The sequence below is a fragment of the Prevotella sp. P5-50 genome (assembly GCF_002251295.1).
Taxonomy (GTDB): Bacteria; Bacteroidota; Bacteroidia; order Bacteroidales; family Bacteroidaceae; genus Prevotella.
The window spans coordinates 322215-340247 of record NZ_NPJA01000019.1 but is presented as its reverse complement, the minus strand read 5'-3'; the positions used below and the strand labels follow the sequence as shown (position 1 = coordinate 340247).

The 18033-nt window shown below is 46.4% G+C and carries 16 protein-coding genes and 1 pseudogene; 10 read left to right on the top strand and 7 right to left on the bottom strand.

The window, feature by feature from the left end:
• Positions 1 to 66: 66 nt before the first annotated feature.
• Positions 67 to 321 carry a Fur family transcriptional regulator gene (locus CIK88_RS05150; protein WP_254046851.1) on the bottom strand — a complete coding sequence of 85 codons (255 nt, stop codon included), beginning with the start codon at positions 319 to 321 and terminating at the stop codon, positions 67 to 69.
• A gap of 183 nt (positions 322 to 504) precedes the next feature.
• On the opposite strand from CIK88_RS05150, the gene CIK88_RS05145 reads away from it, so the two are divergent.
• From CIK88_RS05145 to CIK88_RS05135, 3 genes and pseudogenes are all read left to right on the top strand, one after another.
• Complete coding sequence (locus CIK88_RS05145; RefSeq protein WP_144269578.1) at positions 505 to 825, top strand: hypothetical protein; 321 nt, start codon at positions 505 to 507, stop codon at positions 823 to 825.
• 14 nt (positions 826 to 839) lie between these two features.
• Positions 840 to 1007: pseudogene (locus CIK88_RS05140) on the top strand (magnesium chelatase); the annotation flags it as partial.
• Positions 1008 to 1109: 102 nt separating this feature from the next.
• Entirely contained in the window at positions 1110 to 2432 is a 1323-nt protein-coding gene (locus tag CIK88_RS05135; RefSeq protein WP_094435058.1) for an alpha-L-fucosidase, read from the top strand.
• A 622-nt stretch (positions 2433 to 3054) separates the two neighbouring features.
• On the opposite strand, the gene CIK88_RS05130 is transcribed toward CIK88_RS05135, so the two are convergent.
• Together CIK88_RS05130 and CIK88_RS05120 are read right to left on the bottom strand one after the other, a co-directional pair.
• On the bottom strand, positions 3055 to 4428 hold the full coding sequence (locus CIK88_RS05130) for an ATP-binding protein (protein WP_094390965.1): 1374 nt from the start codon (positions 4426 to 4428) through the stop codon (positions 3055 to 3057).
• A gap of 546 nt (positions 4429 to 4974) precedes the next feature.
• On the bottom strand, positions 4975 to 6636 hold the full coding sequence (locus CIK88_RS05120; RefSeq protein WP_094435056.1) for a nucleoside kinase: 1662 nt from the start codon (positions 6634 to 6636) through the stop codon (positions 4975 to 4977).
• A gap of 86 nt (positions 6637 to 6722) precedes the next feature.
• Between CIK88_RS05120 and CIK88_RS05115 the strand changes: the two genes are divergently transcribed.
• The 7 genes from CIK88_RS05115 to ispG all read left to right on the top strand — a co-directional run bounded on the left by CIK88_RS05115 (position 6723) and on the right by ispG (position 13974).
• Positions 6723 to 8444 (top strand): Na/Pi cotransporter family protein, encoded by a 1722-nt coding sequence (locus CIK88_RS05115; RefSeq protein ID WP_094434967.1) that lies wholly within the window; start codon positions 6723 to 6725, stop codon positions 8442 to 8444.
• Positions 8445 to 8585: 141 nt separating this feature from the next.
• A complete protein-coding gene (locus tag CIK88_RS05110; protein ID WP_094434965.1) occupies positions 8586 to 8990 on the top strand; it encodes a hypothetical protein in 405 nt (134 codons plus the stop codon).
• Between the two features lie 218 nt (positions 8991 to 9208).
• Entirely contained in the window at positions 9209 to 9856 is a 648-nt protein-coding gene (locus CIK88_RS05105; RefSeq protein WP_094434963.1) for a hypothetical protein, read from the top strand.
• A complete protein-coding gene (gene rpoN, locus CIK88_RS05100; protein ID WP_094434961.1) occupies positions 9853 to 11370 on the top strand; it encodes an RNA polymerase factor sigma-54 in 1518 nt (505 codons plus the stop codon). The genes CIK88_RS05105 and rpoN overlap by 4 nt, the downstream gene beginning before the upstream one ends.
• Positions 11367 to 11987: a phosphatase PAP2 family protein gene (locus CIK88_RS05095; protein ID WP_094390971.1), complete on the top strand. Its 621-nt coding sequence runs from the start codon at positions 11367 to 11369 to the stop codon at positions 11985 to 11987. The genes rpoN and CIK88_RS05095 overlap by 4 nt, the downstream gene beginning before the upstream one ends.
• 70 nt (positions 11988 to 12057) lie before the next feature.
• Complete coding sequence (gene purE / locus CIK88_RS05090) at positions 12058 to 12564, top strand: 5-(carboxyamino)imidazole ribonucleotide mutase (protein WP_094434959.1); 507 nt, start codon at positions 12058 to 12060, stop codon at positions 12562 to 12564.
• Positions 12565 to 12591: 27 nt separating this feature from the next.
• Entirely contained in the window at positions 12592 to 13974 is a 1383-nt protein-coding gene (gene ispG, locus CIK88_RS05085) for a (E)-4-hydroxy-3-methylbut-2-enyl-diphosphate synthase (protein ID WP_094434957.1), read from the top strand.
• Positions 13975 to 14161: 187 nt separating this feature from the next.
• On the opposite strand, the gene rnc is transcribed toward ispG, so the two are convergent.
• The 4 genes from rnc to CIK88_RS05065 form a co-directional block, all read right to left on the bottom strand.
• Positions 14162 to 15202 (bottom strand): ribonuclease III, encoded by a 1041-nt coding sequence (rnc, locus tag CIK88_RS05080; RefSeq protein WP_094434955.1) that lies wholly within the window; start codon positions 15200 to 15202, stop codon positions 14162 to 14164.
• Positions 15192 to 16454 (bottom strand): beta-ketoacyl-ACP synthase II, encoded by a 1263-nt coding sequence (gene fabF, locus CIK88_RS05075; RefSeq protein WP_094390975.1) that lies wholly within the window; start codon positions 16452 to 16454, stop codon positions 15192 to 15194. Before fabF ends, rnc begins: the two co-directional genes overlap by 11 nt.
• 110 nt (positions 16455 to 16564) lie before the next feature.
• The gene (locus tag CIK88_RS05070; protein ID WP_094390976.1) at positions 16565 to 16801 is read right to left on the bottom strand and encodes an acyl carrier protein; all 237 of its coding nucleotides are present in this window, start codon (positions 16799 to 16801) and stop codon (positions 16565 to 16567) included.
• 187 nt (positions 16802 to 16988) lie between these two features.
• Positions 16989 to 17987 (bottom strand): NAD(P)-dependent oxidoreductase, encoded by a 999-nt coding sequence (locus CIK88_RS05065; RefSeq protein WP_094434953.1) that lies wholly within the window; start codon positions 17985 to 17987, stop codon positions 16989 to 16991.
• Between the last annotated feature and the right edge of the window lie 46 nt (positions 17988 to 18033).

Below are 18033 nucleotides of genomic sequence, written 5' to 3'. Positions count from 1 at the left end.
TTATCATTTTATGCGATATACGCAAGAAATCCTGTGCTTTTTTTGTGCCTTAATTTATAGTGCCAACTAACTCCCGAAACTTAAATCATAATAGATTTTCCCCTCTTCGGGATGGAACACAAGTGACAACAGATTAGCCTTGCAAAACGAATCAAGAATGCGATAGATGGTTGAGATGGTTATCTCATTATCTTTGGATTGCACACACTTGATTATTTCATCAATCGCAGCATGACGCAATTCCATCATAACCTCATAAACCACTTTACGTTGCGGAGTGATTTTTAGGCCTGCGTTCTTTATAATCTCCGTACTTTCCATTCTTCTCGTATTTTGATGCTACAAAGTTAATGATAATATTTCGCATTTGCAAGTTTTTTATCAACAAAATTGCTGTTTTTTTTAAGAATAAGGCCGCATCACCTATTTATCTGTTCGAAGATAGTGGCATACTGGTGGGGGTTCACATATAATGATGTGGTTCCCGAGTGTTATATTATCACTATGGATGGTCTTGAATCGGAACCTTTCGCCGACGTTGCGCCCTACATTTTTGAGGATATGGGACGCGCCTATGCTGTCGTAAAGAAGCAATACCGCAATACAGACCTCAAAAAACATGTTATCGGACTCAACCTCGTTGAAATACATTCCTTAGATTCTGTCTATCAGAAATTCACCTGGCCCATGTGGGAATGTATAGAGTCTATGCACAATGGAGCAATTCTAATCAAAAAGGCTCGACTAATTAAACAAAAAGTGTTATCTTTGCATCGTGAACATAAACAATGGCCATTCACCTATGTCCTTGATAAATCATCGTAGGCGTAGTGCTAAATGGCATGGAGCGATTGAAACTCTCTGCACGAGCATATAGCAGAATTCTCAAGGTGGCACGCACCATTGCCGACCTTGAAGGATCGGCGCAAGTGCAGCAACAACACATCGCTGAAGCCATCGGTTACCGCAACCTCGACAGAGGTGACTGGGCTGAGCGAGGGATATAAATCATGCCTATAGGGATTTGAAAACCCAAGCAATTATCACACAATAGAAATATGCCGTTGACCAAGCAGAACGGTGGAGCATAACAACTAAAAAACTTGATGATGAAAAAACTATTCACAACCGTCATGCTGACGCTGGCATTGACATCGACAATGGCACAACAGACATTGCAACAGTCGGCAGACTACGTACCTACCAAGGAGAACCTTGAGGCACGCAAACATTTTCAAGACGAGAAATTCGGCATCTTCCTCCACTGGGGACTCTATGCCATGCTTGCCACAGGAGAATGGACCATGCACAACGCAGACTTAAACTACAAGGAATATGCCAAACTCGCAGGCGGCTTCTATCCCTCTCGCTTCAATGCCAAAGAGTGGGTAGAGCAGATCAAGGCATCAGGTGCCAAATATATTTGCTTCACCACCCGCCATCACGAAGGCTTCTCCATGTTTGACACCAAATACTCTGACTATAATGTCGTGAAGGCTACACCCTTTAAGCGTGACATCGTGAAAGAACTTGCTGACGAATGTCACCGACAGGGTATTGACATCCACTTCTACTATTCACACATCGACTGGCAACGTGAGGATGCTCCGCTGGGACGTACCGGACACGGCACAGGACGACCCAAGGACAAACAAAATTGGAAGTCGTACTATAAGTTTATGAACAACCAACTCACCGAACTGCTCACCAACTATGGCAAGGTAGGAGCCATCTGGTTTGACGGTTGGTGGGATCAAGACATCAATCCATCATTTGACTGGCAACTGCCCGAACAGTATGCACTCATCCACAGTTTGCAGCCTGCATGCCTCATCGGCAACAACCATCACGTGACTCCATTCCCTGGCGAAGACTTCCAAATGTTTGAGCGCGACCTGCCTGGCGAAAACTCTGCCGGACTCTCCGGACAGTCTATTTCGCAGTTGCCACTTGAAACATGCGAGACAATGAACGGCATGTGGGGCTACAAGATTACCGACCAGAACTACAAATCGACCCATACACTCATTCAATATCTGGTGAAGGCAGCAGGCAAAAATGCCAATCTGCTCATGAATATCGGTCCGCAACCTGATGGTTGTCTGCCCGCTGTTGCGGTGGAACGTCTGAAGGAGATGGGCGACTGGATGAAGGTATATGGCGAAACTATCTATGGCACACGCGGTGGATTTGTTGCACCTCACGACTGGGGAGTGACCACACAGAAGGACAACCGACTGTTTGTGCATATCCTCAACCTGCAAGACAAGGTGCTCTATCTGCCCACTGGCAATAAACAGATGAAGAAGGCTGTAGATTTTGTCAGTCGTAAGGCGGTGAAGATGCAGAAGTGTCAAGGCGGTGTGATACTCACGCTCGATGCTGTGCCTACAGCTGTTGATCAGGTCATCGAAATAGGATTCATCCAGTAAACGGATTGCTGCTATCAGCAGAAACGACAGTTCATCTGAGATGAATGAATCTAATATATAAGGTTTGCGTGCGTACATACACGTGTACGCACGCACACGCGATGTCGTAAAAATCGACCACTCGACCACCGATATGTCATAACACGTTGTAAGATATACGGTTAAATGGGTGGTCGAAAATCTTACAACGGCGTTTTCGACCACACTTCGACCACCCGTGCAACGCCCTGAGGATACCAAACATAAACAATTAACTAACGTCCTGAAAGGACAAAGTAAAGCGTAATCCTATTTCCCTTATAAAATACAATCGTTTATCATCGTTTTTCCAAACCTTGATAATCTTTTTATCAAACGTTGGATAACATCTTTATCAAACGTTGAAAAGACCTTTTTCAAACGTTAGACATTACGTTTTGTCAAACGTTAGGTAATACTTATGCCAAACATTGGAAAAACACCTTTGCCAAACATTGGACAATACTTTTGCCAAAGGTTTGGAAACGCCTTGGCAAAATATCGGGCAATATCCCGCACATAGTAGGATTGCGCCTTAGCGTAAATTAAAGGTGGAGTCTCGTACGGAGACTCCACCTTTACTGATATCTTACGATGCAGATGCTTATTTGTCTTTCAGTTCCACAACAAAGCGGATGCCATGACGGAACTCGTCGTCGAGACGGAGATGACCGTTGAGTTTATACGCCATCAGACTGCAAGTGGGGAAGGTAAGTCCGTCGTCTTCAGTCAGATCGGCAATCTCGGAGAATGCCTGGAAAAGTGTTTCGCGCTTCTCTTCGGGCAAGGTCATACCCACAGCCGTTACCAAGAAATTACCGGTATGGGGGTTGCGCTTCTTAAACTCAAGGTTGATGCGCTCCACGCCATCGGCCTTTACCACCTCTTCTACGATATTGAGCAATATGGTGCGCAAAGCGTCCTCGTTAGTAGCGAAAGAGATGGGTTGGGCAGTACAAGTCACTTCGGTAGTAGATTTGACCATAGCCTTTACCTCTTGGGTGACTTTCTCGCAGAACTGTCCCATATTGTGACTGGTGAGTTCGTAGTGTTCCTCGCGAGTCTGCTCAAGCATCATATAGTTTTCTATGTGTGCGATATAGTTTTGCAAAGCCTTGACCTGTCGTTTGGTATCGCCTTGCTCCATGGCATCGAGTGACGGGCGGATTTGTGCGCTGATATTATTGAGGAACTTGTTTTTCTGCTCGTTATTGCTATTTGCCAAATCGAGGCTGGTCTTCAAGCGCTTGATTTCTCTGACGTTTTTGAACATGACAAAGAGGAAGAAGAGAAGACCGGCAGCCAGTCCTACACCAATAACTATAAGGATGACGATAAACGCCCATTGCGCAGTAATGGTAGTAGCCTTGGTGCTTATTTCGTCCTGTGCTTCAGCGTATTGTGCTTTGACAGTTTTCAGTTCGTTGACAGCTCTGATGCCTGCAATAGAGTCGGTCCATTCGTCATACATCTTGTTGATGATGCCCGCCATCAAGTCGTTATTGTCTTGTTTGGCTTTGGCAATAAGGTCTTTGAAGCACTTTTCCTTGCCGTTATCATCCTTGCCTTTTGCATTCATGGTGAAGATCTCCTTATAGCATACAGTAGCCAAAGGTGCGTTGCCAGTAGTACGTGCAAAGGCAGCCTTCTTCATGAGCATGTCTTCAATGACATCTTTTTTCTTGCTGGCACGCGCATAGTTTTCCATCAGCGCCATTTGAGCTTTACGTTCTGCCGACTTGTTCAGACGGGTGTAGAGGCGGAAGCGTTCGTTGCTGACAAGATAATGCAAATCGGGATTGCCGGCTCCAAGCATGGCATCGAGAGCTCTGCATGTGGCAAAAGCCTCTCGCCAGAGATGGTTTTCTGACTGTCGGATGCTGGTCTGTACACCGTTTTCTACGGTTTGTCGCAGGTTTTGTGCGACCGTTGTGAGTGTGCTGCAAGCAACTAGTAGGGCAAGGATTAACTTTTTCATAATCTGACAGGTGTTTAGGTTATCTTATGCAAAGGTAGTAAATGATATTCAAAAACGAAACACATCTGCTGTTTTTTTCGTCTATTTTTCACCTTTTTTCGTTGTTTTCAATAGTTTCTTTGGATTGAAAGACCATGCTCATTTCCTTTGTGTCATACTTGACAGGGCAACAAGGCCCTAAGAGGAAGGCCATAATTCCTTTCCTTATTATCTTACGCACGCGTACATTATTATATAAGTAGGACGATTCGCTGTGGATGACCGACTGTTGAATGGCATTTCTTTCAAACATCAACAAGACCTTTTGCCCAATATTGTATAGAAAAAGAGAGTATATGGCTTCGGGATGCGTTCGGGATGTGTCTTACTCATATTGGTGGTCGATGGGTGGTCGAAAACGCAGCAATTAAGCCATCGACCACCACCATAATGCCATATCTCTCAAAGGATTACATCATAGTGGTGGTCGTGTGGTCGAAATATTTCTGAAAACTAAATTTTCTGTATGTCAGCTGGTACGCTATCCTACCCGCTGGGAATGATGCATCAGTATTCAAACGAACTGCCGCCAAGAAACTCGCGAAGTAGCGATGTGGGCGGTATCTGGTCTTCCTTGATGGTGTGGATGTAGCGCAGAAACTTCATCAATCTATATGCCTCGGCATACTCTTCGCAGTTTTCAGGCACCTGTTCCAACAAGGGCAACGCCTGATTCTTCAGTACTGCCAGTTCGAAAAGCATGGCAGAATTGAACATGGCATCGGCATTTTCCTGATAAGGGAATATCCAGCGGTTCTCACCCCGGCGTACCGAAGGCCAACGACGGATGGTGTCGCATGCCGATACCCCACGGTATTTATAGTCGCGAACGATACGGCGCAACAGGCGGTTGTCGGTAGTCGGTATATAATTGTGCGTGTCGAGCAGGATGGTGGTCAATGCCGAAGCATAGACACGGAATATCTGATCGTTGGGGATAGATGCTGTCAGTTCGGGATTGAGCGCATGGATTCCTTCCAAGACAAGTACCTCGTTGCCCTGAAGTCGTAGGCGACGACCGCTTTTTTCACTTCTGCCCATCTGGAAATTATAGCGTGGCAGTTCCACTTCTTCGCCTCTGAACAGGGCATTCATCTGCTCATTGAGCAAAGGAATGTTGAGTGCATGCAGATGTTCGTAGTCGTAGTCGCCAGTCTCATCGCGCGGTGTCTGTTCGCGGTTCACGAAGTAATCGTCGAGCGAAATGCCAATGGGATGGATGCCGTTGACCGCCAGTTGTACCGAAAGGCGCTTGCAGGTGGTGGTCTTACCGCTCGATGAGGGACCGGCTATGAGCACCATCTTCACATTCTTCCGTTTGGCAATCTCATCGGCTATCTGCGCTATCTTCTTCTCTTGCAGCGCCTCGCTCAGTTGGATGAGTCCGTTCGACTTCCCCTCTTCCACCGCTTTGTTCAGGTCGCCAATGGTACTGATGCCGAGGATGTCCTGCCAATGGTGGTGCTCCATAAAGATGTCGAACATCTTGTCCTGACGCACCAGTTCGCCCAAGCGTGACGGATCTTGTGGTGACGGCACGCGCAGAAGGATTCCGCCGAAATACGGTTCGACGCCGAAAAGTGTCAGTTGCCCGGTATTGGTGAGCATCGAGCCATAGTAATAATCCGCATAGCCATCTATCTCATAATAGGTGGTATAGAGCGATCCCAACCCTTCAAGGAGCTTCACCTTCGATACGGTTCCCATCTCACGAAACATGCGGATGGCATCTTCGGTTGTTGCCTGATGGCGATGAATGGGGATGGCAGCAGCCACAATCTCCTGCATGCGCTTTCTAATAGCAGCCACATCAGCGTCGGTCACCTGATGCCCGATATGCAAATCGCAATGGTAGCCATTGCTCACAGGCACATTGATAACCACATGTCCCGTGCCGTAAAGGTCGTGGACAGCCTTACAAAGCACAAAAAACAAACTGCGAGTATATGCTCTTAGCGCAGAAGGATGGCGGAGACTGAGAAACTCCACATCCTTACAATTATACACGCGATAGTGCATTCCCTCTATCTTATTGTTAACACGTGCACTTATCGGACCGTACTCCATGGTAAGGCCCGAAAAAGAAAAAATATCAGAAAGTGTACTTCCGATGCTTACATTTAATATTTTTTTATTATTTTTGCAACGGATTTGAACCATTTGTTCCATAGGCATATTGTTTGCATTAGTCGTGGACAAAGTTAGTGAATATATTTAGAAAACAATAAGAATTTAAACTTTTTAAACTTCCAAGTATGTCAATTTGGATTCTTTTCAAGCTTTTGGGATCACTTGCCCTGCTGATGTTCGGTATGAAATCAATGAGTGAGGCGCTCCAAAAAATGGCAGGACCGCAATTGCGACATGTCCTCGGTGCCATGACCACCAATCGTTTTATGGGTATGACCACTGGTATGCTTGTCACGGCAAGTGTACAGTCGAGCACCGCTACAACTGTGATGACCGTTTCGTTTGTAAACGCTGGTCTGCTGACTTTGGCACAGGCTATCTCAGTTATTATGGGTGCTAATATTGGAACAACCCTGACGGCGTGGATTATGTCGGCAGGGTTTTCTTTTAATATCACCGACTTCGTCTATCCGGCTTTCTTTTTCGCCATTATCCTCATCTATTCGAAGAAAAAGCGCTTCATAGGCGACTTCGTGTTTGGTATTGCCTTCATGTTCCTCGGTCTCGGCACACTCCGACAGACCGGTATAGACATGCACCTCGGAGAAAACCAAGCCGTGCTCGACTTCTTCGCATCGTTCGATCCCAACGCATTCAGCACCACACTCATCTTCCTGCTCCTTGGAGGTGTGCTTACCTTCTGTGTACAGTCGTCGGCTGCTGTCATGGCTATCACCATGATTCTCTGTTCGAGCGGAGTATTGCCCATCTACCAGGGTATCGCACTCGTCATGGGTGAGAACATCGGTACCACAGTCACCTCAAACTTGGCTGCCATGTCTGCCAACACACAGGCGCGGCGTGCAGCACTTGCACACATGTTCTTCAACGTCTTCGGTGTGATATGGATACTCTTCGTATTCCGTCCTTTCGTCGATATGGTCTGCGGACTCGTTGGCTACAATGTGGATATGGACCGCGCCACTACCACAGCCAAGGCTTTTCTTGCCAATTCCGCCAGACTCAGTTTTGTGCTGGCTGCCTTCCACACCTGCTTCAATGTTGTCAATACCGCTATCCTCATCTGGTTTATCCCACAAATCGAACGCTTCGTATGCTGGGTGATCAAGCCTAAGAAAGTGGATGAAGAGGAGGACTTCCGTCTGCACTTCATTACTGCTGGCTTCATGAAGACTCCGGAGCTCTCGGTATTGGAGGCTCAAAAGGAGATACAGCAGTTTGCCATCCGCATACAGCGCATGTTCGGTTTGGTCAAAGAACTGTTGGTGGAGAAAGACGAGAAGACATTTAATAAGATGTACTCGCGTATAGAGAAGTATGAAGGAATATCCGACAACATGGAATTGGAAATTGCACAATACCTCGATGAAGTGTCGGACGCTCATCTCTCTGACGATACCAAAGCTAAAATCCGTGCGATGCTGCGCGAAATATCAGAGATTGAAAGTATCGGCGACGCTTGCTACAACATTGCACGCACCATCTCTCGCAAATATCAGGGCAAGCAAGACCACTTCAATCAAAAGCAGTATGAGCACATTTTCCAAATGATGGAACTCACAGACCAAGCCCTGACGCAGATGAATGCGCTAATGGCTGGCAGAAAAGTATCGTACGATGTCAACCGTTCGTTCAACATCGAGAACGAAATCAATAATTACCGCAATCAGTTGAAATCGCAAAACATCAACGACGTGAACAACCATGCATACACCTATGCCGTGGGCACCATCTATATGGATATCATCAACGAATGTGAGAAATTAGGCGACTATGTGGTCAACGTAGTTGAAGCACGCATGGGTACACGTCAAAAAATTGCATAAAAAATGCAATTTTAACATTGATGTAACATTTATTTGTATTTTTTTAAGTAAATTTGCCACGGATTTATATAACAAACAACAAGTATAACAAAAAACTACTTCTTCTGATGGTTATGAGTGTTGACTTCAACACTCACCATCATGGCTCAGATCACTACCTCCGCCCTTAGCGGTAAGGTAACGACGCAAGACACGAAGGAGGAGGTGATTGGTGCTACGGTAACAAAGATTTCTGCTGCTGATTTCGTAAAACTGAAAGACGACAAGCAGACTTACTACATGCTGACGGGTACAATTACCACTGCAGGCAACGGCAACAAGACCGAACTGAAGACCTATGGTAACTTCGACTTGGTTGATGAAACTGGTGCTGCCTACATCTACGGTGTGCAGACTGGTTGGGAGAATACTCCTGCGGACTCAAGAAAGCACTTCAGCGACCTTGGCAAGAAACTCGGTGACGAAATTACCGTTATCGGTTACAAAACATTGTTCAACAACAAGCCACAAATGGGTGGTGCATTCTATTTCGAACCTAAGAAATAATCAGACTATACAAGTCATATATCAAGGGGAACTCCTATCGGGGTTCCCCTTTTTTATTTATCCGCCAATCGGTTCTTTGATAAAGAAATGACCGATTTGTAATTAACTAATATCGCGAAGGTGAATAATATCACGGAAATAACCAAATTGCGAACCGATTATTTTGCACTTTCACCATTATTCGCTAACTTTGCACAAAAAGCAAAAGCTATAAGACCATGGCAAAGAATCAGAACTGGAAAGACGACTGCTGGGTGTTGCTCATACAACTATACCAAAAGAAGCCGGCAGGGCTCAAACCCCTGTACTGCAAGGCTATGGTGGATCTCAGCCTCGAACTACACGTTCCGCCACAAACACTCCATCAGAAGATGAAGCAACTGGAAAGCCTCGACACGCCCCGTATCCAACAACTATGGCAACACTATGCCAACAACCCACAACGTCTGAACCGAGCAGTAAAGTTGCTGAGACGAATGGCAGGATTCGGCAATAGTGGCGAATTCTACGAAGGGGTGGAACTGCAAGAGTCGTTTGAACACGATTTCAGACCCATTGAAGGTGATAGTCAACTGATGCCTGTCACACTCATCATCATTCTCGACCAGTATTTCAGACTGACACCCATCACCATGGTTCCAGAAACTCCAGAAATACAAGACCTGGCCCGACTAATGCACATGTCTGCAGCAAAGATTGCTGACATCATGGAAGTATATCAACACTGCGACCCCTATCTCAATAGAAATGAGATGCTCTTTAGTCCCATCTTCCCTGCTTGTCAGGATATATGGCAGAGATACGGCAATAGCGATACCGAACAACTGGCTACGCTGGCCGAACAACTCAAGGCGTATTACCGATGAAACAAGAACAGACACAAGAACAACAACTGTCACAATCGCTCCGGCAAACCCAGAGCATCACACAGCAACAGTTGCTCCAAGCGCAACTCACAGAGATGCCTATGGCGCAACTCATGGAACGCATACGCACTGAAATGGACGATAATCCTGCGCTGGAATCATCGGGCACCGATGAAGAGAACGATTGGCACGACGATGAACCATCAGACACCGATACTGATACCAACGAAGACTACGAACAACGCAACGAGCGCGAAGAGCGGAACGATGCGCTCGATGCCGCTTTAGAACGCATTGGACGCGATGATGAAGACCTTCCCGTATATCACAGCGGACCATCTTATGACGAGGAACGCGAAGAGATGGTCTATGGCGAAACTCTCTCTTTCTATGATCAGCTCAAGGAACAAGTGGGGCTCTTGCCACTTGATGAACGCCAACGATATATCATGGAATACATCATTGGCTCACTCGACGAAGACGGACTACTGAGAAAAACGCTCGATAGCATAGCCGACGAACTGGCTATCTACCACAACATTGATACCAATGAACACGAATTGCAAAAGCTCTTGGAGATGCTCCAAGACTTTGACCCCGCTGGTATTGGTGCACGCTCATTGCAAGAATGTCTGCTCTTACAAATCAAAAGACGTGAACCATCGCGGCTGACCACTCTAATGGAACAAGTGGTCAACAACCACTTCGAAGATTTTACCAAGAAGCACTGGCAACAAATCAGACAAAGCTTGCAATTGACAGAGATGCAAGTCGATACACTCATGGCAGAGATGCGCAAACTCAACCCCAAACCTGGTGCATCAATGGGCGAAGCCGTAGGGCGTTCACTCCAACAAATCACACCCGATTTCATCATCGATACACAGGACGACGGTACCGTGACCTTCCAACTCAATACTGGAGAATTGCCAGAACTGCATGTATCACCATCGTTTTCCGAAACACTCAATCAATATCAGACCAACAAAGAAAATATGAGCCGCCAAATGAAGGAAGCGCTGCTCTATACTAAAAAGAAAGTGAATGCCGCTCATAGTTTCATAGAAGCTATCAAGAGCAGACGCCGCACACTCACCATGACTATGAATGCCATTATACAATGGCAGCATCGCTATTTCGAAGAAGGCGACGAGGCACTGCTACGACCTATGATTCTCAAGGATATTGCGGAAAAGACAGGTCTCAACCTCACCACCATCTCCAGAGCCTGCAACGGTAAATATGCACAAACACGATGGGGCACTTTCCCCCTTCGCCACTTCTTCACCGAAAGCTATACCACTGCTGAAGGTGACCAACTCTCCACTCGGCAACTTAAGATGATTCTGCACGACCTCATAAACAGCGAGGATAAACAGCAACCACTGAGCGATGATGCACTCTGCAAACTGCTCGCAAAGAAGGGCTACCCCATAGCACGACGTACCGTGGCAAAATACCGCGAACAACTTGGACTGCCTATAGCACGACTGAGAAAGGAGGAGAAAAAATGAAAAACGAAAAGCGCCTCATCATCGCTGCACGTGCGGTAAGCCTATTCTTCACACCATTCTATTTGCCCATCGTAGGCATGCTTGTACTTTTCACCTTCAGTTTCATGAGCATCTTCCCTACTGCCTACAAATTGCAGGTACTGGCAATGGTCTATTTCTTCACGATTCTGATGCCAACCATATCCATTCGACTCTACCGCAAATACCAAGGATGGACACTCATCGAACTAGGCCAACGTGAACGGCGCATGGTGCCCTATGCTCTATCGATAGCCAGCTATTTCGCTTGTTACTATCTCTTCCTTCGGCTTCACATGCCACATTTCATCGGTTCCATCCTTTTGGCAGCACTCTGCGTACAGATGATATGTGCGCTTATCAATGTAGTATGGAAGATATCTACCCACTCGGCAGCAATCGGAGCCGTAGGCGGTGCACTATTTGCCTTTGCCGAATATCTGGCATTCAATCCCATATGGTGGCTCTGCCTGGTATTCCTTGTCGGAGGAATCGTGGGCACCTGTCGCATGATATTACGACAGCACTCTCTCGGACAGATAGTAGGAGGATTCTGGATTGGCTTCTTCGTAGCAGCCATCATCATTCTCTTCATCTAACGAATCACAATAGATTATAACATACAGACAACAACATCGTTTAACAACAACAAGACATACAAATACGATTATGAAACCAATTGTCAGCATCATCATGGGCAGCACAAGCGATTTGCCCGTTATGGAAAAAGCATGTAAACTACTCGACGAGATGCAAATTCCCTTTGAGGTCAATGCGCTGTCGGCACACCGTACCCCTGACGCAGTAGAGGCATTTGCTGCAGGGGCTAAGGAGCGCGGTCTGAAAGTGATTATCGCAGCTGCCGGAATGGCGGCTGCACTACCGGGCGTCATCGCAGCATCAACCACACTCCCCGTTATCGGAGTGCCCATCAAAGGTATGCTCGACGGACTCGATGCCATGCTCTCCATCATACAGATGCCCCCAGGAATCCCTGTAGCAACAGTAGGTGTCAACGGTGCACAGAACGCAGCTATCTTAGCTGTAGAAATGCTTGCACTCTCCGATGAAGCCATTGCCAAGCGCCTAGCAGACTATAAGACTGGACTGAAAGCCAAGATTGAGAAAGCCAACCGCGATTTGGCCGAAGTGAAATACGAATATAAAACCAACTGAAGCACTGCTTCACCAATCCATAAGAAGATGAGTTACAAACGAAGAGTATCATCCATTGCCCACGTAGGACAGCTCGGCATCGGAGGCGATAACCCTATCCGCATCCAGTCGATGGCCACCAAAGACACCAACGATACCGAAGGTTGCGTGGCACAAGCCAAACGCATCATCGATGCAGGAGGTGAGTTGGTGCGCTTCACTACACAGGGAACACGTGAAGCCGAGAATATGAAAAACATATCTCAACGGCTGAAAGCCGATGGCTATACAGCTCCATTGGTAGCTGATGTACATTTCACAGCCCGTGTAGCCGATGTGGCAGCATGCTACTGCGAGAAAGTTCGCATCAATCCCGGCAACTATGTTGACCCTGGCAGAGTCTTCAAACATCTCGAATATACCGATGCAGAATATGCCGATGAACTAAAAAAAATAGAAGCCAAACTAGTGCCGTTCCTCAATATCTGTAAAGAGCACCATACTGCCGTACGCATAGGAGTAAACCATGGTTCGCTCAGCGATCGCATCATGTCGCGCTATGGCGACACTCCCGCAGGTATCGTAGAAAGTTGCATGGAGTTTCTGCGCATCTGCAAACGTGAGAACTTCAACGATGTGGTCATATCCATCAAAGCCAGCAATACTGTGGTCATGGTTACTACGGTACGCCTCTTGGTGGAAACCATGGACCATGAAGACATGCACTATCCACTGCATCTCGGTGTTACCGAAGCTGGAGAAGGCGAAGACGGACGCATCAAGAGTGCCGTAGGTATTGGTGCCTTGCTGACAGAGGGCATTGGCGACACCATCCGTGTATCACTCAGCGAAGAACCAGAATGTGAAATTCCTGTAGCACGCCAACTTGTAGATAACATCGAAGCATGTGCTATTCTGCGTGAGAAAGCCGAGGCTTCCATCGCCGATGATACCATCACCATCACCTTGGATGATGAAGATTGGCAGACCATGCAACTCAAAGTCGCCATGGCAACAGGAGCCTTACTCATCGACCGTAAAGCTCATCAACTTGTCATCAACAATCCCCACTTCTCAGCAGAACGTCTCGTAGGTCTGGCAGATGCTATTCTGCAGGCTGCACGCATTAAGTTTACCAAGACAGAATACATCTCTTGTCCGGGTTGCGGACGCACACTCTACAATCTACAAGACACCATTGCCCGCATTAAAGCAGCAACCAGTCATCTGGTAGGACTAAAGATTGGCATCATGGGATGTATCGTCAATGGTCCTGGCGAAATGGCAGATGCCGATTATGGCTATGTGGGTGCAGGACGTGGAAAGATATCACTCTACCGACAAAAAGAGTGTGTAGCAAAGAATATCCCTGAGGCTGAAGCCGTAGAACGCCTATTACAACTGATTGACGATGATCGAAAAAAACAATAATATCAGTTATTCGCATGGTGTGGCAACAATCGGTAAAGCCTACAGACTATTCCATTTTGTCGTTTGACGATAAGGGCTAAAGAGCCCAATAACATCTAGCAGATGACATACACACCACTTCTATACAAATTGACAAAGCCCAGCTTCAAATAATTTGAAGCTGGGCTTTGTCAGATATCAGTATCACTTATTCGGCAAAGGCAGCTTCCTCTGCTTCGGCAATAATCTCCTCACGGCTCTTTGCCCGTGGTGTTGCCGTAATATCATCAAGTGAAAAGTCCATATCATGACGGTCTGCCGACTGGTTATCATTAGCCGATACATTCTTCTGCAGCGATTTCTGTGGACGAGGAAAATCTCTTTCTGTAGTTTGAGGCTGCTCCACAATAAAATCACGCTGATCTGCTTCTGGATCAGGTACAGAGAGTATCGGTTCCTCCTCCATCTTTGTACGTTCCGTCTTTGCAGCAAACACGCTGTCTATGAATTGTGGCTCGCGACGCAAACGCTGTAGCGTATCCTTGCAGGCATTCTGCTGACTCTCTTTTTTACTGTATCCTTTACCCGCACAACCTTCTACACCTTCAAGTATCACCTGATAGACAAAGACAGGACTGCTGTTCTCGTCTTTCGTCTGTTCCACTTGTTTAAACTCCAGCCGCACACGGTTTTTCTGACTCCATTCCAACAGTTTCGACTTGAAATTGACCTCCTTATAGGCCACTTTATCGATGTTGATAATCTGGTTGAGGATACGCTTCTGCATGAAACGCATGCAGGCTTCATAGCCGCGGTCGAGATAAATCGCACCGACAAGGGCCTCGAAAGCGTTTCCCCCCATGTAACTGTTATGAACTGTAGAGCGGTCAGACGTAGTGATCAGCCGAGTGATACCCATCTCTTTGGCCAATCGTCCGAGTGTTTCGCGCTGTACGAGTTTAGAGCGAGTATTAGTAAGAAATCCCTCGCGCTTGCCTTCAAAATGACGAAATACGATATCGCCCACCACAGCATCAAGTATGGCATCACCCAAAAATTCGAGGCGCTCATTATTCAAAGGACGTCCTTTCTCATTTCGGCGACGCAGACTCTTGTGTAGAAGAGCCTGCTTATAGAGCTGTATGTTGCGAGGATAAAATCCTAGAATTTTGTATAAAGAAGAATAAAGCTCCTTCTCCTTGCGGAAAGGGAGCCTTATTCTATCTATGAAATTATAATTATTCAGCATACTTCTTGAACACTACACAAGCGTTGTGACCACCAAAACCGAAGGTATTGCTCAGTCCGGCACGCACTTCGCGCTTCTGTGCTTTGTTGAAGGTGAAGTTGAGGTTGTAGTCAATCTCTTCATCGTTATCGCCTTCCTCATGGTTGATAGTGGGAGGAACGATGTCGTTCTTGACAGCCAATACGGTAGCCATAGCCTCTACAGCACCTGCTGCACCAAGGAGGTGACCAGTCATCGACTTGGTACTGCTGATGTTGAGCTTATAAGCAGCATCGCCAAACACTTCCTTGATAGCCTTGGCTTCAGAGATATCACCTACGTGGGTAGATGTTCCGTGTACGTTGATATAATCGATATCTTCAGGATTCAAGCCAGCATCCTCCAATGCGTTGCGCATCACGAGGCATGCACCGAGACCCTCTGGATGAGAGGCGGTGATATGGTGAGCATCGGCGCTCATTCCTGCACCAACCATTTCTGCATAAATCTTAGCACCACGTGCCTTAGCATGCTCGAGCTCTTCAAGAATCAAGCAACCAGCACCTTCAGCCATGATGAATCCATCGCGACTTGCGCTGAACGGACGGCTTGCCTTTTCAGGTTCATCGTTGCGAGTTGACAGAGCGTGCATCGCATTGAAACCACCAACACCTGTTGCACAGATAGCAGCCTCAGCACCACCACTTACGATAATGTTGGCCTTGCCCAAACGGATAAGGTTGAAAGCATCAGCCAATGCATTGCTTGAAGAAGCACAAGCCGAAGCAGTGATATAGTTTGGTCCGTGGAAACCGTACATAATAGAAATCTGTCCGGCAGCAATATCGGCAATCATCTTCGGAATGAAGAATGGATTGAATTTAGGACCATCAGCCTCGTGAACACCATAGTATTTCACTTCATCCTCGAAGGTCTTAATACCACCGATACCTACTCCATAAACAACGCCAATGCGGTTTTTGTCTTCGGTATCAAGGTCCATTGCACTGTCTTCCACAGCCTGTTTAGCAGCAATAAGAGCCAGCTGTGTGTAACGATCCATCTTACGAGCCTCTTTACGATCAAGATAATCATTGATGTTAAGGTTCTTCACTTCGCACGCAAACTTAGTTTTGAAGTTTGTGGTATCGAAGCTGGTAATGGGGGCTGCGCCACTCTTTCCCGCCAGCATGTTCTGCCAGGTCTCCTCAGAAGTGTTGCCCAGTGGCGTGACGGCACCGAGTCCAGTCACTACTACTCTTTTCAATTCCATATTTTAGATTTGGTTGTCTTAGTGATGTCCTATTACTGAATGGGTGTTGAACATTGGCCACCAAAAGGTACGCCAACACCCAACACCCAAAAGTCCATCACAGATGTGATTTATTTTTTGTTCTCCTCGATGTATGCGATAGCATCACCTACAGTGCCAATCTTCTCAGCCTTGTCGTCGGGGATAGAGATACCGAACTCTTTCTCAAATTCCATGATGAGCTCAACGGTATCCAAAGAATCAGCGCCGAGGTCGTTGGTGAAACTTGCTTCGGGCTTTACTTCTGCCTCGTCAACACCGAGCTTGTCAACGATGATTTCCTTTACTTTGCTTTCAATTTCTGACATAATGTTCTTTTTAAAATAGTTTATAATGTATTCTTTTTTTGTGTGCTTACTACCCCATAGGGCACTTAGCGGTTGCAAAGTAACTAATTTTTATTGAGTTACGCAAATAATTTCGGTAAAAAAGCGCTTTTCTTTGCACAAACACCTATAATCTGTGCACTTTTCAGCCCCTTTTCTGCATATTTTTTCAGATTTTTTCACGTCTAAGTGGGTAATTATTGCGCAAAGATTCAAACAGCGAAGGATCGTTTTTAAGTTTTTCACTATCCTTGATGGGGTTGTAAAGCTGTAAAGGATCACCTGTGAAATGAAAACCGTCAGGTAGAGACGGAGGATCTATACGACCGGGATTGGGCAAATGGAAATGATGACAAAGAGCTTGAATTACCATGTTATCAGCATTAGTCTTGCCATCTGCAGAGTAGCCTGCAATATGTGGAGTGGCAATAAAAGCCTGTTTCAGGAGTTGGAGATTGATATCAGGTTCACCCTCCCATACATCGATAACCGCATCGCGCACTCGCTTTTCACACAATGCTGTCAACAGAGCGTTATTATCAACCACAGGCCCACGACTTGTATTAATTATATAAGGTACGCGCGAGAGCCTTTGGAAGAACGCTTCATCTGCCATATGCCATGTAGCATAACATCCTTCGCGGGTAAGTGGCACATGGAAAGTGATGACATCTGCCTCCCGCTCTATCACGTCTAACGACACATAGTCTGAGGAGCCCACTGGCGGATCGCATACCAAGACACGCATACCCATGCGTTCAGCTACGTTCTTCACTTTCTGTCCCACATGTCCACATCCCACGATACCGATAGTGGCACTATTGAGTTGAAGTCCTTTCTGTTGTTGAAGCAAAAGAAGTGACGATTCGAGATACTGTGCGACCGAGGCAGCATTGCATCCTGGACAACTGGTCCATGTTATGCCTGCACGCTCCATATAATCGGCATCAATATGATCAAATCCTATGGTTGCAGTGGCAACAAAAGTCACTTTCGAACCAGCCAACAGTTTTTCATCACATCGCGTACGAGTTCTCACTATAAGTGCATCAGCATCTTTCACATCGGCAGACGCTATTTTTGCTCCGGGAATAGCCACCACTTGGTCGGCCAGCATCTGGAGTTTCTCGCGGATATAGGGTATTTTATCGTCAACAACTATTTTCATAATTGGATGCAAAGATAATGAATCGGGATGGAAAAGAGAAAAAAAT